A 22780-nucleotide genomic window follows, 5' to 3' on the forward strand; every position below is an offset into this window, starting at 1 on the left:
CGGCATGAGTAGTCCACGCGAAACTTTCCTCCGACTGGTGAACGGTGTCTGTGACGGTCCGTACGAAGACCTGGCCGACCTGTACGGCGAACAAACCGACGTCACGCATCCGTTTCACCCGCTCAACCCGCCACCGCTGCGCAGCCGTGGCGAGCTGCACGAGCATTTCACCGCGACGCCTCCGGTTGGCCGGACATTGAACCGTAAGCCGGTCGACGTGCGGATTCATGAAACCGCGGACCCGGAGGTGATTGTCGCCGAGTTTGCCTATCAGGGGCAGGTCGCTGAGACAGGTGAGGCCTTCACCGTGCCATGCGTCTTCGTGATGCGTATCCGCAACGGGCTCATCATCGAGTCCCGGGACTACATCGACCACATCGCCAGCGCGCGAGCGTGGGGTCAACTCGACAGCCTGCTGACCGCACTCCGTCCGCAGACGAGCAGCACCATCGAGGGCGCAGCCCGACCCTGATCCACTGCTCATCCTGCTGCGCTGGTGGCGCGACCGTGGGCCTTACGGTGGCGGTATGCCGCGCATCGAGTTGACCACGCACGTGCAGGCCGTCCCGGAAGCTGTCTTCGACGCCTGCCTCGATGTTGATCTGCACACCGAGTCCATGGGAAGTAGTGCCGAACGGGCGGTCGGCGGCATGACGACCGGCCGGTTGAAGGCCGGCGATGCCGTCACGTGGGAGGCCCGGCATTTCGGCCTACCCTGGCGGATGACCGTTCGGATCACTGACTACCGGCGGCCGCACGGCTTCACGGACGAGCAGACCAGCGGTCCGTTCGGCCGATGGCGCCACGAGCACGGTTTCACGCCGATCCCGGATGACTCCTCGGCAACCCTCATGCGCGACGTCATCGAGTTCAGTGCGCCGATGGGACCCGTTGGTGCCCTCGTGGCCAGCCTCATCCTGCGGCCCTACCTGCAACGCCTCATCGCACGCCGCAACACCTATCTTGCTGCCGCCCTGGCGGGGCATCCTCGCTCAGCCATGAGGGGCGCACAAGATCCGGAACCTTCGCCGCATGATCAAGATCGCCGTTGACCCGCTGTCGCCTCTTCGCTCCGGGGCCCCTCGTCGCCAGGATGGACGCAGGTCTGCGTCCCGGCTATCTTGCTTCAAGATCAAGGGGGGTCAACGTGGGTGCGTCCGGGTGGAGTTACTACGTCGCGTATCAGCCGGATCTCCAAGTCGCGCTGGACGGACTGCGGCGGCAGGTTTTCGAGACCGGCGACTACTGGTGGGCAGTGCCGTGTGAGTACGGCAAATCGGCGGCGGATTTTCCGAATCGGCCGATGACGGAGGCGGAGCTGTGGGCGGACGAATCCGTCCAGGAGTCCGGCACGCACTCGATATTGGATATGTCTCGAATCTTGGCTGACGGTGATGAGCCTGGCTACGGGACGATTCAGCCGGTGGTCGAGGCGGAGGCGCTCGAGTACCTGGGTACCCGCAAGCTGACCCGGTCGCACGTGGAGGCGCTCGAACCTCTCGCTGACCGAAGCTGGTTCGGCCGGTGCGCGGTTCTGCATGACGCTGACGGCAATCCCAACGAAATCTACTTCTGGGGTTCCTCTGGTGACTAAGGGCTGTCTCGTAGCTGGACGGAGGTGTCGACAGCCTGTTGACCGCACTCCGGCCGCAGACGAGCAGCACCATCGAGGGCGCAGCCCGACCTGATTCACGGCCCCCGCCAGCAGCGGTGTGTCGAGGGCGACTGCGTGGGCTGCCGTCATGGGGCAAGATCGTTGCGTGGTCAGCATCAGCCAGGAGTCCCGCGACGAAACCGCGCAGCGGCTGCGACGCGTCATCGCGGCCGCCGAACTGGTCATACTCGACGGCGAGTGGTCGTTTTTCGAGGCGCCGCTCACTCAGCCACCGGCCCGACGGTTGATCTGCTGGCCGTGGTGCGCGACGAGGATCGGTGGTCCTGGCTGGCGCCAGGCGGCGCGACCGACGGTGAGCGCTTCACGGTGTTCTCGTTCCACTTCCCGCCGCAACTGGACAACAGCGGGTTCGTCGGATGGCTGGCCACCGAGTTGAAGCGCCGGCTGGGTACCGGGGTGTTCGTCATCTGTGGTCACAACGGCGACCGCGGTGGCATCTACGACTACTGGGGTTGCCCAACGCAGGTCCGCGCCGAGGTCGTCCAGGTCCTGGGTGAGTTGCGAGCCGGCCGGTAGACCAGAGCGGCGGTGGCCTCCGAGACATGGTGGCTGACGATGCACCCTGGAGATGTCCAGGTGCCGGGCTCCGGACCCGCCGCCGCGAGCGGGCCTACGCCTTTTGGCCGGTTGGAACGCCACCGGCTCTGTCCTGAGCCCGATGGCAGGTCCTTGCGGGCTTCCTACGCTTCCTCATTATGTCGATCACCCGACGGGTCTCCGTCATCGCACCGGTCGCGGGTCTGCTACTCGGATTCCTCGACTTCGTCTGGATCAAATTCGTACCGGCGCCCTTCGGCGGCCTCGGCAATTCGATTGCGGTCTGGGCGGTGGCGGCGTTCCTCCTCGCGTTCTTTATCCGATGGCCAGCGGGCGGGGCCGTCGCCGCAGCGGTAATCATGCTGCTCATCGCCGTGCCCAGCTACTACCTCGCCGCAGCGCTCATTCAGCAGGACGACTGGTCAACGGTCTGGGACGTCGCCGCGAGGCAGTGGATGGTGCTGGGAGCGATCGCTGGAATCGTGTTCGGATTCGGGGGTGTGGTAGCTCGCCAACCTGGGCCGTTCCGGCGGCCGGCCCTCGGGCTGGCGGCGGCGGTCCTGTTCGCCGAAGCGATCCTGCAGTTGCTGCGGATCGGCCAGCCAAGTTACAACACCGCGGACATCGTCCAGTACGTACTCGTCCTGGTTGCCCTGGCTGTCCTGAGCCCCCTAGCCGTGGCGCGGACCTGGCCGGACCGCGCGCTCGCCCTGGCGTACGCGGTTCCGATGTCTGGCGTCGGCTACCTACTCATGACCGCCACCGCCTTCGGGTCGAAGTAGGGGACGCGACGGACCGGGGGGTGCGGGAGTGGCTGACCGACGGCTGAAGATGCCGTCAGGACGAGCGGCTCAGGCGCCGGCCTGTCGTTCCAGGTGCCGACGAGCATGTCGCCACAGATGCTCGAACTCCCCGGGGGACATATTTTCCAATGCGGGCTCCAACGTGCCTGCGGGTAGCGGGAACGGGGCCTCCGGTACAACCCCGTACCGCTGTTCATACGCGCCTACCGCGCCCACCCATCAGCGTCCAACTCCTCGTAGTTCCAACGGTCGTCATCCGATGAGTACCAACGGGCGTAGGCGAGCACGTGACCATTGTCGCCCGAAGCGCGAAGCGGCCGCGCAAGCGATGAGGCTGGGGCACGTCGGGACGGCTGGGGGCGATGTCACGCGGCGGTTGCGCGGTGGCGGGCGCGTACCAGGTGGTGTAGCGCCACGAGGGGAGCCACGCCCGCCGGATACCAGGCCAGGTCGACCGGGTCGAACTGCACACCCAGCGCGAGCCTCGCGGCGAGACTCCGCGCCGACAGTTCGGCTGGCACCCCGGTCAGCTGTGCGAGCTCCACTACCCAGCAGAAGACCGTGGCGATGGTCCCGGCGGGCATCGGCGTCATCCGTGGCCACAGGAACAGCACCGCCGCCCAGACCATCGACGCGTACAGCGCGGTGCCGGAGTACTGCCGCAGCGCCCCGTCGTCGACGGCGCGAATCAGCAGTGCAAGGCCCAGGAACAGCAGCGCGGCCAGGGGCATGAGCCACCGCACCGTACGGGGCTTGATCGGCATTCTCGCTACGGTAGCCCTTAGCCGGACCGCCACCGGTCCTCCCTTTCGGCTCGATCGAGGGCTCCTGCGCACGCCCTCGGTCTGCATGCCCTGCCGGCTGGGGTTGATGTGAGGATGGCGACGTGATGAGCATCGGCCCGTTGACACACCTCGACCGTGACGAGTGGGAAGCGTTGACCCGGAGTTTCCACGCGCACTGGGCTGGCCGGCCGGGTCGGCCCGCGACTGAGGTCGACGACGATGGCTACGAACGGACCTGGCAACGCCTGGTCGACGGTGGGCAGATCCGGGGCATCTGCGCACGGCTCCACGGCACGATGGTCGGCATCGCGCATTACCTGTTCCACGCAAGCGTCTGGGGCGCCGGGAGGTGCTATCTGGCTGAACTGTTCGTCACGCCCGAGGTACGACGGCGAGGCATTGCCACCGCAATGATCGAATGGGTGGCGCAGGATGCCGTCAAGCACGGCTCCCCACGCCTGTATTGGAACACCGAGGTCGATGCCGAGGCCCGAGCTCTATACGACAAGATCGCGGTCTACCGGGGCTATGTCGTGTACAACTACTCACCGTCGGCCACTGCCGCCCCGTAAGACCAGGTCGGTCCGCCCATCGCGTGATGCCGCGCGCCCCTCGTGGTCGTTCACGCTTCAACGGACGACGAGCGCCTCGCCCATGCGGATCGCTCCTTCGGCGCGGTCGATGTGCTGGCCGTCGGCCAGGGTGAGCTGTACCCGGAGTCCCGCATCCGAAGGTCGGGCCGTGAGCGAGCGCACGCTGCCGGCGGCGAGGTCGTAGTCGTGGGCGAGCGCGTCGACGGTTTCCGCGGTCAGCCGGAGGGCGCCCGGGAACACCCGCCCCAGGTAGTCGCGATGGACGGAATGGTCCGGCGGTGCGGTGGGAAGCACTCTGTCCAGGCTCGGGTCCAGGTCGACCATCAGCCTGCGTCGGTCGGCACCGAGGTCAGCCATCCACCGTAGGCCGGCGCGGGCTCGTCTGGATCGAAGTGGCCTGGGAGCGCATGCCGCGCCCACCAGAGGTACGGCGTTGTTGTCCCAGATGTCGGCGATGCGGCCGATCCGAGCCGCGTCGAAGCCCCGGGCGTCCGTGGCCAGGGCGGTGATCTCGCGGATGGAGCGGTCGAGCAGCCCGGCGAAGGCTTCCAGCGGCGAACTCACGGCCGCGAGTATCGCACCCGCGAACATGGGGCCGCGGCGCGTATCCAGCCGATCCGACGGGTACCTGGTATGGGCATCCTGTTCTCCCCGGGTGAGGTGGTGACTGCGAACAAGCCGGTTGCCCGCACGCGCCGGATCGGCCGTCCGAGTAGGACACTGGGCGTCGGACGCCGCCGTGGGCAACGGATCCGGCCTGTTTGGGATAGTCCCGAACAGGCCCGCACAGCGAGCGTCAAATGACTAGGATCGTTAACCTCGATCGAGTCCGATCGACGCATGGGGGAGTCGAATGTCCGAAGCCGGAACGCAGCCGCCCAACCCCGACGAGGCGACGAACCCGGCCGAGTTCGTGACGGCGCTGCGGGCCCTGCGGGAATGGTCCGGCCTGACGTACCGGGAACTCGCGGCCAAGGCCGACGCCTCAGGGGACGCCCTGCCGTCGAGCACGATCGCGTCGGCTCTGAGCCGTACGACCCTGCCCCGGCAACAGGTGGTGCAGTCCTTTGCGCGAGCCTGCGGACTCGGCGACGCCACGGCGGCCCGCTGGGTCGCGGCCCGTAACCGGCTTGCCGTCGGGCCGATCTCGAGCGGTTTTCCGGATCCCGTCGAGGAGGCCGAGGTGGCCGCCGCGGAACCGGTCGTCCCGCCCGCGCCGGCTGCTCGGCGGCGACGGTCGAGGCGGGCAATCGTGGTGATCGCCGCCCTCGCCGCCGTGATCGGCTCGGGCACGGCGTTGGCCTGGAAGGGCGTCCTCGGCTCAGACGGCTCGGACGGCTCGGGTGGCGGTGCCGTGGAATCCTCCGGGGCTTCCACGCCCGCGACTGCCGCCCTGCCCGATGGCTGGTACCTGATCCAACCCGCGCACGTGCGGGATCGTGACCTGTGCCTGGGCGAGGGGCGGGAGCGTAACGGCCGTACGGACCGGCCGCTGGCGGTGCAACGGGCGTGCGACCGGATCTCCCCGGACACCTTCCTCAAAGCGGTCGGTGTCGGGGTCTACGAGATCCAATGGCACCATCCGAAGGAGGGCGCGGGCTGCCTGACCGTCGACGAGGCGCTGACGGGGGACGGCGCGTTGCTGGCGCCGGACAACTGCACCGGTGCCGCCCACCAGCGGTACCTGTTGGAGGCCACAAACGTGCCGGTGCCCGGCGGCTACCGGCTACGACCGATCCACAGTGGCCTCTGCGTCGGCGCGCTCGGCGGTCCGGCCGATGTGAACCCTGGCGCGGAGGCGATGCAGGCGAACTGCACCGGGGCCCTGGATCAGGAATTCCTGTTCGTCGCGACGAAACAGGCGGGCCGATTGTCCTGAAGCACTGCCGCGAACCGGTCCCGGCCCTCCCCGAGATGCCCTCCGCCCGGCCATCCGCAGCCAGTCCGACTCGGCTCGGCTCAGGAATTGTGCGCGGCTGGGGCACCCCCCTCGTGGGCTGGCCGCGTCGCTACTCTTTGGACATGACCGATAACCCGATCTCGGCCAATGGCGACCAAACTCCCCGTCCCCCCGTAGTAACAGGCGCCTTTCCATGGGCCGAGACCACCGCTGCGGTCATCTATGTCGGGACGGCCATGGCCACCGGAGTGCTCGGTAACGTCGCGTACGACGGGCTCAGGACAGCGCTCGGAAGGCTACGGCGCAGTCAGGTGTCTACCGCCCCCAAGTCCCCTGACCCGGACATCGAGCTGGTGGCGCGGATGGCGCTCAAGCTGCGGTGCGAAGAGCTCGGCGCGGAGGATTTAACCGGCTCCGCCGTCGATGCGATGGTATCGGCGGCGCACCCCGGCTGGGTGGTGTCCTTCCGCGTCCGGCACCCTGGATCGATCAGGACCGTCTCGGTCAATCTGTCGGTTGACGAGCAGAGGGCTGACGTAAGAGCTGAGATTCGTATCCCGGACGAACTACTCGCCCAGCGCCCTGATGAGCAAGAGGACGAGTAGGTGCTGCGGGTGATCGTCAAGACGCGATTACCGAAGGACGACGATGTTAGGTTCGCGAACGTGACGGCGCAGATCACCGCTGGGCGTTTCCACGAGGCTGACGGTGTCGAAGACTGGCGCTGTCTCTACCACCTGGTCTCGGCCTACTTCCGGACCGGCTCGCTGTCGGCGGGGATCGCCTTCGTCGACGAGATCGGCCGGCTCGCCGGCCGCGACGAGCAGGAGCATCTCAACCTGGATCTGCGCCACGCGGGCGTCACCGTGTCGCTGTCGCGGCGTGACATCTCATTGGCGCGACGGATCTCGGCCGCCGCGCGGGCTCTGGGGATCCCCGCCGATCCCACGGCGGTGCAGCTCCTCAACATCACCCTCGATGCCCTGGTGAAGTCGGACGTGCTGCCGTTCTGGCAGGCGCTGCTGGGATACCGGCAGATCGGTGACGACTACCTGGCCGATCCGGCCCGACGGGGGCCCGGATTCGGGCTGCAACCCATGGAGACGGCGCGACCGCAACGCAACCGGATGCATGTCGACATCGCCGTCCCGCACGATCAAGCGGAGGACCGCATCGCCGCCGCCCTGGCCGCCGGCGGGCGCGTCGTCTCCGACGGGCACGCGCCGAAGTGGTGGGTGTTGGCCGACCCCGAGGGTAATGAGGCGTGCATCGCGACCTGGGTCGGACGCGAGTAGCGGGTCAGCCACGGGGGAGTTTCGCCGTACCGACGGGGCGAACTGGTCCCGCCCCGACTGACCGGGCGTCACACCCGGCTCAGACCGAGCGCCTCATCCACCCGATCCAGCACCCCCACGTCGTCGTGGCCGACGCCGCGCAGCAGGTCGATGGCGGTCGCCCGGATCTGCCCGACGATCATGGTGACCGGCAGCGGCGGATCGGACCGCAGCAGGCCTGCGGCGATCCGTACCGCCTCCAGGGCCGCCGCGTCGGCCCGGTGCGCGTGCCGGTCGGCGTCGGCGCCGCTGAGGTCGCTGGCCAGAGCCTCCCCGGCCGACCGTACGGCGGCGGTCAGCGCGCCGATCGCGGCGGCCAGCTCCGGCGGTGTGGCGGTGTGCCGGCGGGTCAGGGTCACGCCGGCCCGCGCCAGCACCCGGATGTTGCGCGCGGCGTAGTCGAGCTGCCGCAGCGTCGCCTCCACGTCGACGAGCTTGCCCAGGTGCCGGCGGCGCAGTCCCAGCCGCAGCGTCTCACCGGTGGCGAGCACGGCGGTCTGTAGCTGGGCGACGCAGTCGTCCACCTGCCGAGCCTGGTCCAGCGCGGCGCGCGCGGCCTCCTCGTCGCAGCCCCGCAGCGCGGTGTTCACCTCGTCGAGCAGGTCTGCCAGGTCGGTGTAGCTGCGCCGGGCCTGTGCCACCAGCGGCGCCAGCGGGTCACGGGCGGCCATCAGCTGGCTGGCGGCCAACGCGACCGCGCCACCGATGAGCGCGTCGACGAAGCGGAACGGCATCAGCGTGCCATGCGGCGCGGCGACCACGACCAGGTACATGGCCGAGACGGTGGCCTGCACGACCAGGGCGCGGCGGGCTCCGATCAGCACCAGCGTCGTGGTGGTCAGCAGCAGCACGAGCAGGACCGTGCCGGTGCCGGGGCCGAGCGCGTACACGAGCAGCTCCGCGACGAGCACGGCGGCGGCCACCGCGAGCAGGATCTCGACGGTCTGCCGTAGCCGTCGCCCGCGGGATTCGCCGAGCACGACGAGCGCGGCGGTCGGAGCGTAGAACGGGTCCGGGTGACGGATCACCACCGCTGCCACGATCCAGGCGACCACCGCGGCGGCGGTCAGCTCGATCACGGTCATCCCGTCGCCCCGTAACCGCGCTACGGCGTCGCGCCCCCACGTCCGCACCGGTGCTGCCCCTCTCGCCGGCGGACCCGACCCGGCCGCCTAATGATCTTCTGCGAGGACGGGCACTACCCCGCCCGTGACCTGCTCAATCGCGTAGGCGACGGACGGCACCCGGGACGGGAGGCCGCGTCACTGCATGGCGGTTGCCGGGGGATGATCGAATGACACGGGGCAGCGGAAGGTGTACAGCGAGTAGCCGCGCCCGATCTGCACACCGACGATGTCGGGGGACGCGGTCGGGTCCTCCTCGGACGGGCGCCAGCTGCAATTCATGCCGTTCCAGTCGCCCGAATCCGCGGTGAAGATCAAGGTCATCGTGGTGCCGCATACAGCACAGTCCATCGGGTACGGGTCGGTCAGGGACCAGTTCGCGTACCCGCCGACCTTCCATCCCGGCGCCAGCGACAGGTCGCTCTGATAGTGGGGACGGTTCTCGTCCTCGTCGTCATCCCACTCGTCGAGCCGGTCGCGTAGGTCATCGGGGAGCAGATCGGCGTACTGGTACTCGTGGACCTGCTCGGGGTGCACCAGGCACGGGATCGGCAGATACATGTCGCTGATCACCGGCGGCTCGGGAGGTGCTTCGAGCAGGGGGCCGACGGTGGAACTGTCGCGCCAGCGGAGGAAGACGCGAGGGCTGTAGTGCCGGTCCGAGTGGTCGACGGGGCACCACAGCACCTGGAGCAGGTCGGTGCCGTCCGGACCGGCGTAATCCGGGATGTCTCGTCGGTAGAGCTGCGCGACGGGGACCAACGGGATGGGATCCTCGATCAGGTCGTCCAGTTCCAGGGCGTCGGCGGCGTCGAGTTCCGCCCGCTCCTTGACGGTCAAGAAGTCCCCACCCGGCACCGGCTCCCGGGCTTCTGCGGTCGCGAGGATCTCCCGCCTGCGGCGCAGGGCAGCCGGGGTCGTGAGGTTCCACGGCTCGTGTGCCCCGGCGTCGTCGCAGACCGGCCACACCTCGTCGGCCGGCCACAGCAGCGGCCCACCCACCGAGCTGTCCCGGACGGTCGGAGCGCCGGGTCGGGGATGCAGGCGGGTGGCCGTGGTGGAGTGTTCCCGCAGCTCGGGAAATACTGCGGCGATATCCAGCGGACGCGGAGGCGTGGTACGGGCCATATTGGTGGATCTTATGGCCCGCGTACCGGTCCTGAATCCCCGGACCGCTGGCACCAGCCGGCGTCTGCGACGGCGCCGCGGCTGTCGGAGTAGCTGATTCTCCGGCGGTGATGCGGCTCCGACTGGTCGGGTCGTGCCCTGGCGGTTGACCCGCCGCTGCTGGGCCGCCTTCGACCGGCCGTGGTCGCGCTCGGTGCCCGCTGACCCGCTAGCGGTGCGCAGCTCGGTAGGTGCAGGCCAGAAGCCGGTTGGCGGCAAGCCCGCAGACGTCTCCTCCCGGTGCCGTGCCGAATTTCTCACTGTTGCGCCCATCCGTCTCGAGGTCGGCCCCGAATGCCTCCTGACAACGGCAGTTAAGTTCGAAATATCTGAGGAGTACGTATGAAGCGACGCCTGTTTGCCTCGGTCGGTGTGATCGCTGTGCTCGCCCTCTCTGCCTGCGGCGGTACCGACAGCGAGGACAGTGCCAGCGGCGCGCCGAGCATGTCGGCCAGCGCGCCGATGGCATCGGCTTCGCCTTCGGCGATGATGTCGGGTCAGTTCGGCGCGGGCTGCGCTTCCGTGCCGACCGATGCGTCAAACCCCGGTAGTTTCGAGGCGATGGCGAAGGTGCCGGTGGCCACGGCCGCGTCCGGCAACCCGCTGCTGTCGACGCTGGTCACGGCCGTCAAGAAGGCCAACCTGGTGGACTCGCTCAACGGCGCGCAGGGCGTCACGGTGTTCGCGCCGACCAACGACGCGTTCGCCAAGATCCCCAAGGCGGACCTGGACAAGGTCCTGGCCGACGACGCCCTGCTGAAGAAGGTCCTGACCTACCACGTGGTGACGACCCAGCTGTCGCCGGACACCCTGGCGGGCACCCACAAGACGTTGCAGGGCGGCGACCTCACGGTGACCGGCAGCGGATCGTCGTTCACCGTCAACGGTACCTCGATGGTGGTCTGCGGGAACGTCTCGACGGCCAACGCCACCGTGTACATCGTCGACACCGTTCTGATGCCCAAGAGCTGATGGCCGCGACCGACATCGAGCCCCGGCCGACGACCCGTCGGCCGGGGCCGTCCCTCCGCATGACCGCTGTCCGTGGCTCGGTGGTCGGCGTGCTGACCGCCGGAGTGACCCTGGCCGTGGCGCATCTCCTCGCGGCGCTGGTCACCCCTGCCTCCGATCCGGTGCTGGCAGTCGGCGGCGTCGCCATCGACCTGGCACCGCAGGGCGTCAAGGCGTTCGCCATCCGCACCTTCGGCGCCAACGACAAGATCGCGCTCCTGGTCGGCGTCTACGCGCTGCTGGCCCTGGCCGCGGTTCTGCTCGGCGCGGCGGCGCTTCGTCGACGACGCCACGGTCTGGCTGGCCTCGCCATGTTCGCTGCGGTCGGTGTCGCCGCCGTCCTGTCCCGCCCGGGGGCGACACCTCTGGACGTTGTGCCGATCCTGACGGGCGTCGGCGTCGGATCGGCCGCGATGCTGGTGTTGGTGCGCGCCGGTCGAACGGTGACGGTCACGCCACCGAGCCGGCCGAGGTTGCTCAACCGTCGTCAGTTCCTGGCCACGACGGCGGGGACCGCCCTGACCGCCGGTGCCACGGTCGCCGTCGGACAGGTCGTCGGTCACGGCAGCGCGGTTGGCGCCCGTTCCCGCGCCGCCGTTCGCATTCCGCCGCCGGTACGACCGGCGCCGCCGCTACCCGGCGGTGTCTCCGTCGGTGTCGACGGAGTTCCAGCGTTCCTCACCCGCAACCGGGACTTCTACCGTGTCGACACGGCTCTCACCGTTCCACAGGTAGACCTGGATACCTGGCGGTTGACCCTGAACGGGGCGGTCGAGCGTCCTCGTACCTGGAAATTCGAAGATCTTCTCGCCCGTGGCCTGGTCGAGCGTGACATCACCCTGAACTGTGTCTCGAACGAGGTCGGTGGTCCCTACATCGGCACCGCCCGCTGGACCGGTGTTCCCCTCGCACCGCTGCTCCGCGAGGCGGGCCTTCACGCCGGGCAGAACCAGCTCGTCAGCCGCTCGGTGGAGGGCATGACCATCGGCACTCCGCTCGCGGCGATCCTCGACGGGCGCGACGCGCTCCTGGTCGTGGCCATGAACGGTGAACCCCTGCCCCTGGAACACGGCTTCCCCGTCCGCATGCTCGTGCCCGGCCTCTACGGCTACGTGGGCGCCTGCAAGTGGCTCACCTCGATGAAGGTGACCACCTTCGACGCGTTCGACCCCTACTGGGTGCAGCGGGGGTGGGCCGCCGACGCGCCCGTCAAGACCGCATCGCGCATCGACATTCCGAAACCTTTCGCGCAACGTCGCGCCGGGCCCGTCATCATCGCCGGTGTCGCCTGGGCGCAAAGGCGCGGAGTCGTCGCCGTCGAGGTGCAGGTCGACGACGGTCCGTGGCGGCAGGCCCGCCTGGCCGACGGACCATCGCCGGACCTGTGGCGGCAGTGGACCTACCGCTGGGACGCCACCCCGGGCAGCCACACCCTGCGCGTACGGGCCACCGACGCCACAGGTACGACCCAGACCGACCAACGGGCTGCGCCCTTTCCCGACGGCGCGACGGGCTGGCACAGCACCACCGTCACGATCACCTGACCTGGTGGCCAAGGGTTCGGCGGTGGTTCGCAGCGACAGAGCCGAAAAGAATCGGGGCCGGCACCAATCCGGCGACCACCACGCCACGAATCCCTCCTGACCGCACGTGAGTACCAACGCCGTACCCCGGCGGAGACGGAGATTTGTTGTGAGACTGTCCCGAGCCCTGCTCGCCCTACCCGCGACTGCGCTGATCCTCGCGTTCCCCGGCGTCGCGCACGCCGACGAGAGCGTGCAGGTCCAGTTGCAGGACCTCAACGAGACGGGTGCCGCCGGCACCGCGACGTTGACCGCGACGAGCGGCGGCGACCTGAAGGTCATGATCCGGTCGAAGGGCATGACGCCGAACTCGCCGCACGCCCAGCACGTGCACGGCGCGGCCAACGGCATGGACTTCCACTGCCCCGACAAGTCCGCCGACACCAACGGCAATGGCTACGTCAGCACCGAGGAGGGCCTGAAGATGTACGGGGACATCTTCATCTCGCTGACCACCACCGGGGACACGACCAAGGCCAGCGGCCTGGCGGTGGACCGGATGCCGAAGGCCGACGCGAAGGGCAACCTCAGCTACGAGCGCACGATCCCCGCCGCCGAGCTGCCCAAGGGCACGATCGAGCACCTCAAGGACCTGCACGTCGTGCAGCACGGCATCGACGCCAACAAGAACGGCAAGTACGACATGGAGGCGCTCGGGGAGTCGACGTTCGCGAAGTCCGTCGGCGTCAACGGCATCCCCGCCGAGGCCACCGACCCCGCGACCTGCGGCATGGTCAGCGGCGCGGCGGCCGGCTCCGTACCCGCGGGAGGTGTCGCAACCGGTGACGGCAGCACCTCCGGTGGATCGCCGTTGATCGCGTACACCGTGGGTGGCCTCGCGCTGCTCGGTGCCGCCGGTGCGGTCGTCGCGCGACGCCGGCTCGCCGGCGAGCGCTGAGCCGGAGCATGCGATGAACGACGGCGACGCAGCAGTCCTGGCCGGCCACCGCCGGGGGCGCTTCGCGCTCCTGGCGGTGGCCGGCGTCCTCATCGTGACGGCGGCCGTGTCGATCGGCCTCGCGGTGGCCGACCGGTCGGGGGACCCACCTCGGCCCGCCGCCTCCGCTGCCGCACCGACCGCGACGGTGCCGCCTGCTTCGGCGAGGATGCCGGGTGAACTGACCTCGGGACCACTGATGGCCAGTTCGCCGCCAACGCGGGTGTCGATCCCGTCGCTGAAGGCCACCGCCGGGATCGTCGCACTGGGCCTGGCGGCGGACGGGGCGATGCAGGTCCCGGACAGCGCCACCGACGTGGGCTGGTTCACCAGGGCGCCGACGCCAGGGGCCCTCGGTCCGGCCGTGCTGGCCGGGCACGTCAACTGGAAGGGCCGCCGCGGGACCTTCTTCGATCTGGGCAAGCTGCCCGTCGGCGCCGGGATAACTGTCGACCGTCAGGATGGCAGCACGGCGATGTTCACCGTCAGCAAGGTCGAGCAGTATCCCAAGGACCACTTCCCCACGGACGAGGTGTACGGGGCGACCGACCACGCGGCGCTACGCCTGATCACCTGCGGCGGCGAGTTCGACGACACCACTCAGCACTACCGGGACAATGTCATCGTCTACGCGCGCCTCGCTCACGCGCATGCCGCCTAGCGATCGGGTACGCGGCGGCAGACCGCACGGCCGCCAGCACAGGAGAGGATATGCCGAGGATGAGCGGTGACCCGGAACACGCGCGGCGCTTACGTTCGGTACCGCCGGACACCGCGACGCCACCGAGCCCCGACGAGCTGCTGGCTCGGGTGGCACGCGGTGACGAGGCGGCGTTCGCGGCGCTGTACGACACCATGGCCGGCCGGGTCCTCGGGCTGGCCCGCCGCGTCGTACGCGACCCGGCGCAGGCGGAGGAGGTGACACAGGAGGTGATGGTCGAGGTGTGGCGCACCGCCGGCCGATTCGAGGCCGGTCGTGGCTCGGCCTCCGCCTGGATCCTGACGATGGCGCACCGGCGGGCTGTGGATCGCGTGCGCAGCGAGCAGGCCCACACCGACCGCACCCAGCGGGTCGCCGCGACCGAGACGCACGTCCCCTACGACGAGGTCGTCGAGGACGTCACCGCTCGGCTGGAGCGCGAACAGGTCCGCCGCTGTCTGGGCCGGCTGACACCGGTCCAGCGGGAGGCGGTGGCCCTGGCCTACTACGGCGGCCACACCTACCGTGAGGTCGCCGAAAAGCTGAAGACACCGCTGCCGACGGTGAAGACGCGGATGCGCGACGGACTGATCCGGATGCGCGACTGCCTGGGCATCGACATGGAGGGGCGGGCATGAGCGCCGACATCCACACCCTCGCCGGCGCGTACGCCCTGAACGCGGTCGACGACCTCGAGAGGGCGGCGTTCGAGCGGCACCTGGCCGACTGCGAGTCGTGCCGCCTGGAGGTGACCGAGCTGCGGGAGACGGTCGCACGGCTCGCCGACGACACCGTCGTCGAGGCCATGCCCCCGGGTCTGCGGGAGCGCACCCTCGTCCAGGCGGCGCGTACCCCGCAGGTGCGCTCTGCTGCCGCAGGGGACAGCGCCACACGGAATGCAGGCAGGTGGCGACGCCTCACCGTGGCCGCCGCGGCGGCCGTCGTCGTGGCCGGCGGCGCGAGCGCGGCCACCTGGGCCGTGACCAACGATCGGGTCAGCGACGAGCAGGCCAGCAGCGAGCAGGCTCGGCAGATCGCCGCCGTACTGGACGCCCCGGACGCCCGGGTGTTCGAGCGGTCGTTGCAGCCCGGTGGCGCCGCGACCGTGGTGGTCTCCCGCGACCGGGACCGCGGGGTGGTGCTGCTGCGCGACCTGCCCGAGCCCGGACCCGGGCGGATCTACGAGCTGTGGCTCATCCGTGGCAGCGAGCCACGCAAGGTGGGACGGCTGGCAGAAGGAGCCAGGGCGTCGACCACGGTCATCGGCCCGGTTGCCGACGCTGGGACGTTCGGCGTCTCCAACGAGCCCGTGGGCGGTTCCGTCGCCCCCACGAGCATCGTGGGCACGGTCGCGCTGAGCTGAACATTCGGCGGGCACAGTTTCGCTGATCCACCCATCCGAGCGGCGGAGGGCTCCGAATCACCCACATGGATGACGAGCTGCTCGCCGGCCGCTACCGCAGGCTCCTGCCGGTCGAGGACACGGCCACCCCGGGACGCGTCTGGCTGGCCCGCGACGAGGTGCTGGACCGCGACGTCGCGCTCAAGCAGATCGCCGTGCCGGGGTGGGCCAGCGACGCCGAACGGTCCCGGTTGCACGAGCGGACGTTGGCGGAGGTGCGTGGACTGGCTGGGCTGGAGCATCCGAGCGTGCTGGGGATGTGGGACGTGCTCAGCACCGACGGCCACCTCTGGCTCGTCATGGAGCACGTGCCCTCCCGGTCCCTGTCCGAGGCGGTTGCCGCCGACGGCCCGCTGCCATCGGCCGAGGTGGCCCGGGTCGGATTGCAGCTGCTCGCCGCACTGGCCGCCGCGCACGAGCGGGGTGTGGTGCATCGGGAGCTCTATCCACAGAACGTGCTACTCGCCGACGACGGGCGGGTCATGCTCGGTGGATTCGGTCTGTCGATCTTCGACAGCCACAGTCCGGCGACCGTCAGCGCGGCGAATCTGTCGAGGAACCAGTACGTCGCGCCGGAGCGCGCTCGCGATGGCAGGTCCACCCCCGCCTCGGACCTGTGGGCTCTCGGCGCGACGCTCTACCTGGCCGCCGAGGGCCGCCCTCCGTGGACCCGGCCCTCGACCCTGGCCACATTCGCCGCTCTGGCCACCGAGGCGCCCGACCGGATGAGCGTCCTGCCGCTCGAACCGGCCGTCACCGGTCTCCTGCTGCGCAATCCCCGTCAGCGCCTGTCCGCGCCCGAGGCCCGCGCCCTGCTGGAGCAGGTGGCCGCGACGACCGTACCGATCGAGCCCGTGCCGGTGCCCCGGGCGGGCCGCTGGCGGCGGATGTCCCGGCCACCTCGGCGATCGACGGCGGACGTGCCGACGGTCCCGCTCGCGGCGGAAGCCAGAGCCAGTACGGGGAGGGCGTCGAACACCCGTGATCGGACGACCGGCTGGGCGTTCGCGGGCGCGGTGTTGGGACTGCTGGCGGTCGTGGCCGTCGTCGTCACGGGAGCCGGTGCCGTGATCGGCGGGCTGCGCGGCCAGGACCGCCAGCCGGCCGTCGAGCCGGGCGGTTCGGCGGCCGGTGCCATGGAGCCGACCGCTGCGACCGTGCCCGCGCACCTCTGTCTGGACGATGACGCCTTCAGCGCGGCCGAGCCTCTGCGGCAACCCACCGCTCCGCTTCCGTACGCCCTGCCCGACGGATGGGCGTGGCACCAGGACCCTGCCGGATTCCTGGTGGCAGTCCCGCAGGGATGGACCCGGCACACTGAGGGCGAGGTCGTCTGCTTCCGTGACCCGGCGGAGGTGCGAGCCATCGCTGTCGATGTCACCGCCGAAGCTTCCTCCACCCCCCAGGGGCAGTGGGCGGCCGCCGAGCGCGACGCGGTCAAGAGCGGGACCCTTCCCGGCTATCGGAAGGTCAGTATCGGGCCGGTCATCCGCCCGGGTGGCGCTGCGGAGTGGGAGTACACCTGCGATCAGGCCGACGCTGCTCGGCTGCACGTCCACCGGTTGCTGGTCAACGACAGCAGGACGCGTGCACACAGCCTGTCCTGGATCACCGAGGATAGCCAGTGGAACGCGACGGAGCCGTGGCGCCGACTGGCCCTGGCGAGCTTCCGCCTCGACTGACACGAACAGAGGGGTCCCATGCCGGCCTGGCGGGTGGCCAGCCTCGGTGATGACAGGCAGGAGCCGGCGGTGGACATGGTCGAGCAGCTCGTTTCCCGGACGGACGCCGTCTACCAGCGATGGTTGTCGTCGGTCACCGAGGACGTCGTCGCCGACCGGGTGGTCGTGTACCGCCGCGCATCTCTGTCGGAGCGCAACACGACCTATGCAATCGGCGAGTGGCTCGCGGGCTACCTCATGATCGGCCAAGAGGGCGATCGGGGATTCTTCCTCCGGTGCGACAACGGCGGCGGCCCGGTGTTCTGGGCTGACCTGGGCGGACTCGGCGAGGCCGATCTCGTCGTGGCCACCCACGGCTTCGAGGTGTGGCGGCGTGCCGGATTCGCCCTGCCCGCCGACCCGGAGACAGACCTGCCGCCAACCGCCGACGTCTACGTGGGCAACATGCCGGTCGACGGAGTGGAGCTGCTGGTACGCGTGAGGAAGCTGCTGGGTGTGGACTGGCGGTTCGGTGACCTCCGGGGCCTGCTCGCCGCCCAACCGATCCTGGCGGCGAGGTCAGCTCACCTGTACGCGCTGCGCCGCAACCTGGAACACGCCCCTGACCTGCGGCCGTACCTGCTCTACGCCACGGCCCGCGACCTGGAGGCGATCTGGCCGACCGGCAGCGAGACGGCCGAGTGCCGTCCGCTGCGGGAGTGACCACGACTGCGGCGGCGCGTCACCGGATCTCGTTGCCGGGGTGGTCGCCGTCGTACGCCTGACGGGCCTCGGCGATGACGTCGCGGTGTGCCAGCGACCAGTCGGCGAGTGCTTTGACGAGGTGGGTGAGGCTGGTGCCGGTTTCGGTGAGGCGATAGTCGACCTCGGCAGGCACGCTCGGGTACACGGTCCGCAGGACGAGGCCGTCTCGTTCCAGGCGGCGCACCGTGAGGGTCAGCATGCGTTGGGATATCCCGTGGATGGCGCGCTGGAGTTGGCGGAAGCGTCGCGGCCCGGCGGCGAGCTCGACGATCACGAGGACGGACCACTTGTCGCCCACCCGGTCAAGCACGTCCCGGATGCCGCAGTCCGGGTGATCCGGCTGTCCGCACGGTTTGAGTTTGGCGGCCTCCGCGGTTACTTCGGTGTGCGCTGGTGACACGAGACTGCCTCCTTGTGGGCCACTGGGCGCGGGTCCAGGCTCCCCTGTAGTTACCGAAGAGAACCACGGCAGGAGACCGAACCGCAATGATCATGGTGACCGGCGCCAACGGACAGCTCGCCTCGCTCACGCTCGCACAGCTTGCCGAGTGGGGGACACCCGCCGTGGCAGGAAGTCGCACTCCCACCGGCGGACAGCGCCACCTCGACTTCGACGATCCCGCGACCCTCGACCTCAGGGGCGTGTCGACCCTGGTCCTGGTCTCGGCCGGATACGCCGAGGACGACACGGTCATCGCACGTCACCGAGCTGTTCTCCACGCCGCCGGGCGCGACGGCGTGGCCCACGTTACGTACACCAGCCTGACCAGCGCCGGGGACCATCTCGGGTTCGCGCTGGCACACAGAGCCACCGAGCACATGATCACGACCAGCGGGCTGGCGTGGACGATCCTGCGGAACGGGCTGTACGCCGAACTCTTCGGTGCCCTGCTCGCGTGGACCCCCGGCGGCCTGGAATCGGCGTTCGGGACCGGCGCGCTGTCCGCGGTGGCGCGGGCCGACCTGGCCGCTGCCGCAGCCGTCGTCGCAGGTGCGCCCACCGCACACGCCGGAAAGGTGTACGACCTGGTCGGAACCCCGATCACCGCCGGCGACATCGCCGAGCGTCTCGGCGTCGCGCACCGCACAATCGAACTCCGCGAGTACCGCGCCCGCCTGCTCGGCGACGCCAACCTGCTGCCGTTCCAACCGCCGATGCTCGCCTCGATCGCCAGCGGTGTCCGCCACGGGTTTCTCCACGACACCGGCCCTGACCTCGTGCGTCTGCTGGATCGACCGCTCACGGATCCCCTCGCTGTCGCCGCGGATGTCACGGCCGCCATGCGCTGACCCAGATACTTCGCACTCGGACCCGACGGACCCGGCGGTCCGTTTCGGACGGGATGAGCTTCAGTTCACCGCCGTCGCCCGTTCGTCCGCCCATCTGCGGCCGGAGTCCTCCGGGTCGTCCGGTTGCAGGGTGCCGTCCAGGAGACCGGCGACGAGCGTTTCGTACAACCCATCCGTGCCTACCGCTGCTTGCTGCGCCCGGTCGTCACTGGTCGCGTCGTACGCCGCCTGAACCTCGACAACCCGGTGTGCCAACGCCATCACGTCCACGTCGGGGCGGTACAGCGATGCCCACAGTTCGGCCTCAAGCTCCAACGCGGCGCTCTCCCACGACTGCGCCGGCCATTCCCCGTCCCGCCGGTACACCGCCCGCTCCCGGGCTCTGCTCGCAAGGCCCATGAAGTCCGTGATCAGTACGAAGGGCCGACGGTTTATCGGGAACGCCCATGGCAGCGTCCGGCCGATCCGGGCCACCCCCAGCCCTTGGATCAGGTCGAACAGCAGATCGTCCGCTGACTTCCCAGCTGTGCTCTCGTCGGGGGCGAGCGCCGCCCGCAGTGCGGCGGCGTTGGCCCGCAGACCAGCCGCGGCCGACCAACCGGTCAGCTCCACCACCACATCGTCGACGGTGCGGCCGATCGACTCCGGCATGTCGGCCGGCTGATGCCGGTACACCCCGCAAGGTCCACTGGTGTCCCACAGGTGGGTCAGCGGCCCGACGACGCCCGCTGCCGCCGCGCACATCACCGCGCAGTCGCCGTCACTGACGTATGCGGCGAAGACCGGATGCCCGGTCGACGCCACCAGCGCCGCCGCCGGTTCGAGGAGGTCCGGCGGATCCTTCCACCCGCTGGTCTCCACGAGCTGCCAGCCGTCGCCCAGCTCACGCAACCAGTAATGCTGGTGGCCGAACCCGCTGATGCCGTCCTGGTCGACCAGCAACCCCATTGGCCGTGCCACGACGACCGTCCCCCAATAGCCCACCCGCGAGAGCGTAGGCCGGGCTGCTCAACCATCCAAAAGGGGTGCCGGCGACTTGTGATGTATCGAGGGGCACAGGGGTCCGGGGCGACGCTGCGCCCCGGACCCTTGCGCCCCCTGACGGAGTTGGGCTCTCAGGTCATCCGCACCGCTGACCGTTGAGGGTGAAGGTGGTCGGCGCCGGGTTGGTGCCGCTCCACGTCCCGTTGAAGCCGATGCTCGTGGACGCGCCGGCGGCGAGTTTGCCGTTCCAGCTCATGCTGTCGGCGGTGACGCTCGTGCCGTTCTGTTTCCAGGTGGCCGACCAGCCCTGGCTGACCTTCTGGCCGGCGGTGGGGAAGTCGAAGCCGAGTTTCCAGCCGTCGAACGCGGTGGTGCCGGTGTTCTTGATCGTCACGGTCGCGGTGAAGCCGCCCGGCCAACTGTTCGCCGTGTAGCCGACCGTGCATCGCCCGGTGGGCGCGGTGGGCAAGGTCCGCACGGTCAGGCCGGGCGAGGCCGTCGAGACGTTCCCCGCCGCGTCGCGGGCGGTCACCACGAAGGTGTACGAAGTGTTCGGCGTCAGCCCGGTCACCGTGTACGCGGTGCCGGTGGCGCTGCCGACCTTCACGGTGCCGGTGCTGTCGACCCGGTGCACGTCGTAGCCGGTGACGGCGGTGTCGTCGGTGGACGGCGTCCAGGCCAGCGCGATGCTGTCGCTGGTGACCGTGCCGGCGGTCGGCTTGCCCGGGGTGGTCGGCGCCTGGGTGTCGCCGGGCGCGGTGGCGCGCGGCAGCACCAGGTGGGTGATCGAGTTGGCCGGGAAGGTGGTCGTGAGGCCACCCGCGCTCACCGGCTGGTCGGACTCCCGGACGACGCCGGCCAGGTTGGCCCCGCTGTAGCGGTAGACCTGGGCGGTGCTGGCGGAGACCCCGGTGAGGGCGACCGAACTGGTCAGGTCGTCGCCGGTCTTGTTGACGACGACCACGGTGAGCGCCTTGTCGGCGCTGCGCTCAGCGGCGTAAACGGCCAGTTTGCCCTGGTCGGCGCTGGTCGCCTGGACGGAGGTCTCGCCGAACGCGCCGCCGTTGCCGTCGTAGTTGCGGTAGACGCGGAAGGCGTTGGCGACCGGCTGGTCGGCTGCGGGAGCGGTCCAGAGGGCGGCCATGTCGAGCCCTTCGCGGCCGAAGATGCCGAGGACGTCGGCCTGGGCGAGCGCGCCGTTGAGCGAGCCGTGGGCACCCCAGTTGTACTCGGTCATCGCGATCTTCGTGCCCGGGTAGTGCTGGTCGACCAGCTCGTGCAGGCGCGGGATGAACCGGACCGGACTGTTGATCCAGCTCTCGTCCACGTAGGTCGGGTCCCAGAGCTGGCGGGTCGACCGCAGTCGCAGCGCCTGGGTGTTGGCGTCGCCGGCCGCGTCGCCGAAGACGCCGGACTGCTGCGGGTAGAGGTGGACGTCGAAGTAGTCGAGGAGGCGGGTGCCGTGCTGCTGCTCGTACTCGCGCATCCGGTCCAGGTACCACGGACCGAGGTCCTGGCCGCCGTGCGCGGCCTTGTCCGGCGGGTTCGACCAGCAGCCGGTGCGTGAGCAGGTGTCCTGGTCGAGCCCCGAGTAGATGATCGAGTTCAGGCCCCAGCCGACCGGACCGAGCGTCTTCGCGCCGGGGTCGGCAGCCTTGATCGCGGCGGCGTACTCGTAGGTGCGGTCGCGCAGCTCGTCGTAGCCCATCCCGGTCGGTCGGACGTCGCGGTGGGTGGACTGCCAGAGGTCCGGCTCGTTGTCCAGGTTGTAGAACTGCACGCCGCCGTCGGCGGCGGCGCCGAACTGCCCCTTGAGGTGGTTGACGAAGTCGGCGACGTACTCCGGACCGACCGCGATGCTGGTGTCTTCCGGGTCGTTGCCGGTGATCAGCGACCCGTCCGGCTTCTTGCCGTTGCCGCAGTCCGGCGCCCAGGGGTCGGTGGACTCCTGCGGACCGTACTTGGCGACGCTGAAGCCGCAGGCCCGCGACCGGTCCTTGGCGATCCAGCCGAGCAGCGGCACCGTCATGACCGTGCCCGCGCCGGTGGCCTTGTTGCGCTGCACGAACCGGTCGCTCTCCGAGCCCCTCGGGAGGTCCTCCGGACTCGAATTGTCGTTGGGGATGTTCTCGAAGTACCAGTCCGCCGCGCGGTTGGTGGTGTCGGCACGGAAGTTGTAACGGGTGGTGGCGTTTCCGCCGTAGCGGTTTACCGGCAGCCGCAGGTCGCGGGCGAGGGCCTCGTCCGCGAAGTTCATGCCGTATATGTACGGGCTGATCTGGTGCCGGGCGGTGGTGGTGTCCACGGCGAGTGCCGGGCCGGCTGCGGCCAGGGCGGGCACCGGCAGGGCCAGACCGCCGAGGGCCGTGGCGAGCACGACCGGAAGTAGAACTCTGTGGGGACGCACGAGCATTCCTCTCGAATAGGAGCCCGTCGATGGGAGCGCTGCCACAGCGTCGCGCCTTCCTGCCGCCGAGTCAATTCGACGGCCGGGAGCGCCTTCGACGCCGAAGGGCTCCCGGCGGGGGC

The 22780-nt window shown here is 69.8% G+C and carries 24 protein-coding genes and 1 pseudogene; 18 read left to right on the forward strand and 7 right to left on the reverse strand.

Annotated elements, in window-relative coordinates:
* Positions 1-4: 4 nt before the first annotated feature.
* From ACIA3K_RS20190 to ACIA3K_RS20210, 5 genes and pseudogenes are all read left to right on the forward strand, one after another.
* Positions 5-472 (forward strand): nuclear transport factor 2 family protein, encoded by a 468-nt coding sequence (locus ACIA3K_RS20190; protein ID WP_396802801.1) that lies wholly within the window; start codon positions 5-7, stop codon positions 470-472.
* A gap of 55 nt (positions 473-527) precedes the next feature.
* Positions 528-1052 carry an SRPBCC family protein gene (locus ACIA3K_RS20195; RefSeq protein WP_396802802.1) on the forward strand — a complete coding sequence of 175 codons (525 nt, stop codon included), beginning with the start codon at positions 528-530 and terminating at the stop codon, positions 1050-1052.
* Between the two features lie 95 nt (positions 1053-1147).
* Positions 1148-1594 (forward strand): hypothetical protein, encoded by a 447-nt coding sequence (locus ACIA3K_RS20200; RefSeq protein WP_396802803.1) that lies wholly within the window; start codon positions 1148-1150, stop codon positions 1592-1594.
* A 148-nt stretch (positions 1595-1742) separates the two neighbouring features.
* Positions 1743-2191, forward strand: a pseudogene (locus tag ACIA3K_RS20205) (DUF6196 family protein).
* A gap of 179 nt (positions 2192-2370) precedes the next feature.
* A complete protein-coding gene (locus ACIA3K_RS20210) occupies positions 2371-2994 on the forward strand; it encodes a DUF6518 family protein (RefSeq protein ID WP_396802804.1) in 624 nt (207 codons plus the stop codon).
* Between the two features lie 386 nt (positions 2995-3380).
* Here the strand turns inward: ACIA3K_RS20210 and ACIA3K_RS20215 are convergent, their stop codons facing one another.
* On the reverse strand, positions 3381-3779 hold the full coding sequence (locus tag ACIA3K_RS20215) for a DUF2809 domain-containing protein (RefSeq protein ID WP_396802806.1): 399 nt from the start codon (positions 3777-3779) through the stop codon (positions 3381-3383).
* Positions 3780-3904: 125 nt separating this feature from the next.
* Between ACIA3K_RS20215 and ACIA3K_RS20220 the strand changes: the two genes are divergently transcribed.
* Entirely contained in the window at positions 3905-4372 is a 468-nt protein-coding gene (locus ACIA3K_RS20220; RefSeq protein WP_396802964.1) for a GNAT family N-acetyltransferase, read from the forward strand.
* Positions 4373-4429: 57 nt separating this feature from the next.
* On the opposite strand, the gene ACIA3K_RS20225 is transcribed toward ACIA3K_RS20220, so the two are convergent.
* On the reverse strand, positions 4430-4957 hold the full coding sequence (locus ACIA3K_RS20225; RefSeq protein WP_396802807.1) for a hypothetical protein: 528 nt from the start codon (positions 4955-4957) through the stop codon (positions 4430-4432).
* 289 nt (positions 4958-5246) lie between these two features.
* Between ACIA3K_RS20225 and ACIA3K_RS20230 the strand changes: the two genes are divergently transcribed.
* From ACIA3K_RS20230 to ACIA3K_RS20240, 3 genes are all read left to right on the forward strand, one after another.
* Positions 5247-6272, forward strand: a complete 1026-nt coding sequence (locus ACIA3K_RS20230) for a helix-turn-helix domain-containing protein (RefSeq protein ID WP_396802808.1) — start codon at positions 5247-5249, stop codon at positions 6270-6272.
* 143 nt (positions 6273-6415) lie between these two features.
* Entirely contained in the window at positions 6416-6898 is a 483-nt protein-coding gene (locus tag ACIA3K_RS20235; RefSeq protein ID WP_396802810.1) for a hypothetical protein, read from the forward strand.
* Complete coding sequence (locus ACIA3K_RS20240; RefSeq protein WP_396802811.1) at positions 6899-7588, forward strand: VOC family protein; 690 nt, start codon at positions 6899-6901, stop codon at positions 7586-7588.
* Positions 7589-7656: 68 nt separating this feature from the next.
* Here the strand turns inward: ACIA3K_RS20240 and ACIA3K_RS20245 are convergent, their stop codons facing one another.
* Complete coding sequence (locus ACIA3K_RS20245) at positions 7657-8712, reverse strand: FUSC family protein (protein ID WP_396802812.1); 1056 nt, start codon at positions 8710-8712, stop codon at positions 7657-7659.
* Positions 8713-8889: 177 nt separating this feature from the next.
* Entirely contained in the window at positions 8890-9879 is a 990-nt protein-coding gene (locus tag ACIA3K_RS20250; protein WP_396802813.1) for a hypothetical protein, read from the reverse strand.
* 600 nt (positions 9880-10479) lie between these two features.
* On the opposite strand from ACIA3K_RS20250, the gene ACIA3K_RS20255 reads away from it, so the two are divergent.
* The 8 genes from ACIA3K_RS20255 to ACIA3K_RS20290 all read left to right on the forward strand — a co-directional run bounded on the left by ACIA3K_RS20255 (position 10480) and on the right by ACIA3K_RS20290 (position 17935).
* Positions 10480-10890, forward strand: a complete 411-nt coding sequence (locus ACIA3K_RS20255; protein WP_396802814.1) for a fasciclin domain-containing protein — start codon at positions 10480-10482, stop codon at positions 10888-10890.
* 59 nt (positions 10891-10949) lie between these two features.
* Entirely contained in the window at positions 10950-12473 is a 1524-nt protein-coding gene (locus ACIA3K_RS20260) for a molybdopterin-dependent oxidoreductase (RefSeq protein WP_396802815.1), read from the forward strand.
* A 148-nt stretch (positions 12474-12621) separates the two neighbouring features.
* Positions 12622-13410 carry a hypothetical protein gene (locus ACIA3K_RS20265; protein ID WP_396802816.1) on the forward strand — a complete coding sequence of 263 codons (789 nt, stop codon included), beginning with the start codon at positions 12622-12624 and terminating at the stop codon, positions 13408-13410.
* A gap of 13 nt (positions 13411-13423) precedes the next feature.
* On the forward strand, positions 13424-14110 hold the full coding sequence (locus ACIA3K_RS20270) for a class F sortase (RefSeq protein ID WP_396802817.1): 687 nt from the start codon (positions 13424-13426) through the stop codon (positions 14108-14110).
* A gap of 59 nt (positions 14111-14169) precedes the next feature.
* On the forward strand, positions 14170-14787 hold the full coding sequence (locus ACIA3K_RS20275) for a sigma-70 family RNA polymerase sigma factor (protein ID WP_396802818.1): 618 nt from the start codon (positions 14170-14172) through the stop codon (positions 14785-14787).
* Positions 14784-15512: an anti-sigma factor domain-containing protein gene (locus tag ACIA3K_RS20280; protein WP_396802820.1), complete on the forward strand. Its 729-nt coding sequence runs from the start codon at positions 14784-14786 to the stop codon at positions 15510-15512. The genes ACIA3K_RS20275 and ACIA3K_RS20280 overlap by 4 nt, the downstream gene beginning before the upstream one ends.
* A 65-nt stretch (positions 15513-15577) precedes the next feature.
* Positions 15578-17233 (forward strand): serine/threonine-protein kinase, encoded by a 1656-nt coding sequence (locus tag ACIA3K_RS20285; protein ID WP_396802822.1) that lies wholly within the window; start codon positions 15578-15580, stop codon positions 17231-17233.
* A gap of 69 nt (positions 17234-17302) precedes the next feature.
* Entirely contained in the window at positions 17303-17935 is a 633-nt protein-coding gene (locus ACIA3K_RS20290; RefSeq protein WP_396802823.1) for a hypothetical protein, read from the forward strand.
* Between the two features lie 19 nt (positions 17936-17954).
* Here the strand turns inward: ACIA3K_RS20290 and ACIA3K_RS20295 are convergent, their stop codons facing one another.
* A complete protein-coding gene (locus ACIA3K_RS20295; protein WP_396802825.1) occupies positions 17955-18377 on the reverse strand; it encodes a winged helix-turn-helix transcriptional regulator in 423 nt (140 codons plus the stop codon).
* A gap of 86 nt (positions 18378-18463) precedes the next feature.
* Between ACIA3K_RS20295 and ACIA3K_RS20300 the strand changes: the two genes are divergently transcribed.
* Positions 18464-19267: a hypothetical protein gene (locus tag ACIA3K_RS20300; protein ID WP_396802826.1), complete on the forward strand. Its 804-nt coding sequence runs from the start codon at positions 18464-18466 to the stop codon at positions 19265-19267.
* 60 nt (positions 19268-19327) lie between these two features.
* On the opposite strand, the gene ACIA3K_RS20305 is transcribed toward ACIA3K_RS20300, so the two are convergent.
* A complete protein-coding gene (locus ACIA3K_RS20305; RefSeq protein ID WP_396802828.1) occupies positions 19328-20227 on the reverse strand; it encodes a hypothetical protein in 900 nt (299 codons plus the stop codon).
* A gap of 160 nt (positions 20228-20387) precedes the next feature.
* Entirely contained in the window at positions 20388-22628 is a 2241-nt protein-coding gene (locus ACIA3K_RS20310; RefSeq protein WP_396802829.1) for a glycoside hydrolase family 44 protein, read from the reverse strand.
* Positions 22629-22780: the final 152 nt, after the last annotated feature.

Source organism: Micromonospora sp. NPDC051543 (assembly GCF_044454415.1).
In the GTDB taxonomy this organism is placed as follows: domain Bacteria; phylum Actinomycetota; class Actinomycetes; order Mycobacteriales; family Micromonosporaceae; genus Micromonospora.

Bases quoted from the DNA above. Each gene is read 5' to 3' on its own strand.
- ACIA3K_RS20190 (WP_396802801.1), top strand. From the start codon at position 5: ATGAGTAGTCCACGCGAAACTTTCCTCCGACTGGTGAACGGTGTCTGT.
- ACIA3K_RS20195 (WP_396802802.1), top strand. From the start codon at position 528: ATGCCGCGCATCGAGTTGACCACGCACGTGCAGGCCGTCCCGGAAGCT.
- ACIA3K_RS20210 (WP_396802804.1), top strand. From the start codon at position 2,371: ATGTCGATCACCCGACGGGTCTCCGTCATCGCACCGGTCGCGGGTCTG.
- ACIA3K_RS20215 (WP_396802806.1), bottom strand. From the start codon at position 3,779: ATGCCGATCAAGCCCCGTACGGTGCGGTGGCTCATGCCCCTGGCCGCG.
- ACIA3K_RS20220 (WP_396802964.1), top strand. From the start codon at position 3,905: ATGAGCATCGGCCCGTTGACACACCTCGACCGTGACGAGTGGGAAGCG.
- ACIA3K_RS20230 (WP_396802808.1), top strand. From the start codon at position 5,247: ATGTCCGAAGCCGGAACGCAGCCGCCCAACCCCGACGAGGCGACGAAC.
- ACIA3K_RS20235 (WP_396802810.1), top strand. From the start codon at position 6,416: ATGACCGATAACCCGATCTCGGCCAATGGCGACCAAACTCCCCGTCCC.
- ACIA3K_RS20245 (WP_396802812.1), bottom strand. From the start codon at position 8,712: ATGACCGTGATCGAGCTGACCGCCGCCGCGGTGGTCGCCTGGATCGTG.
- ACIA3K_RS20250 (WP_396802813.1), bottom strand. From the start codon at position 9,879: ATGGCCCGTACCACGCCTCCGCGTCCGCTGGATATCGCCGCAGTATTT.
- ACIA3K_RS20255 (WP_396802814.1), top strand. From the start codon at position 10,480: ATGGCGAAGGTGCCGGTGGCCACGGCCGCGTCCGGCAACCCGCTGCTG.
- ACIA3K_RS20260 (WP_396802815.1), top strand. From the start codon at position 10,950: ATGACCGCTGTCCGTGGCTCGGTGGTCGGCGTGCTGACCGCCGGAGTG.
- ACIA3K_RS20270 (WP_396802817.1), top strand. From the start codon at position 13,424: ATGAACGACGGCGACGCAGCAGTCCTGGCCGGCCACCGCCGGGGGCGC.
- ACIA3K_RS20275 (WP_396802818.1), top strand. From the start codon at position 14,170: ATGAGCGGTGACCCGGAACACGCGCGGCGCTTACGTTCGGTACCGCCG.
- ACIA3K_RS20280 (WP_396802820.1), top strand. From the start codon at position 14,784: ATGAGCGCCGACATCCACACCCTCGCCGGCGCGTACGCCCTGAACGCG.
- ACIA3K_RS20285 (WP_396802822.1), top strand. From the start codon at position 15,578: ATGGATGACGAGCTGCTCGCCGGCCGCTACCGCAGGCTCCTGCCGGTC.
- ACIA3K_RS20300 (WP_396802826.1), top strand. From the start codon at position 18,464: ATGATCATGGTGACCGGCGCCAACGGACAGCTCGCCTCGCTCACGCTC.